At 30.8% G+C, this 626-nt stretch carries 1 protein-coding gene; it reads left to right on the forward strand.

All coding sequences use genetic code 11. The annotated features are described in order from the left end of the window. The coding region (locus tag IDG60_RS28250; protein ID WP_206161116.1) for a TetR/AcrR family transcriptional regulator at positions 1 to 557 on the forward strand (557 nt) is incomplete at its 5' end. Between the last annotated feature and the right edge of the window lie 69 nt (positions 558 to 626).

The raw sequence follows: 626 nt of genomic DNA on the forward strand, positions 1-626 counted from the left end.
AAGTTGCAATGAGAAATGCATTTATTGAACTTTTACATCAACACCAATTAGAAGAGATTACTGTGCAACAAATTGCAGATTTAGCTGATGTTAACCGTAGTACATTTTATACGCATTATTATGATAAGTATGATTTGCTTGAAAAATTAGAGGACCAGCAGTTGGAGGAAATAAGAGACTTCATTCATGATGAGAAGTTAAATGGAGCAGTTAAGTTATCCACGGATAACATACATCAAATTATGACCGTTTTAATAGAAATGATAGAAAAAGACATCGCATTTTATCAATTGATGTTTCGTATGGGTAAAGATTCAAATATCCACGAAAAACTTTATGATTTAATTATGTGTCATTTACAACGTTATAAAAATGAAAATGATCAAATTAATGGTATACCATTTTCTTATTTCATGAGTTATGTTTCAGGTGCGGGATTGTCTTTTATAAGACATTGGGTAGAAGATCCAAACCGTATAGACAAAGTTGACTTAATAAGGCATTTTAATACGATTGTCAATCAAGGGCCAGCAACGATAATTAAAAATATACAATAAAATAAGGCAAGCCATGAATCGAGAGTGGCTTGCCTTGCTAAATAACATAAGCTTATTAAATGATATCTT

The sequence above is a fragment of the Staphylococcus sp. EG-SA-2 genome (assembly GCF_017152085.1).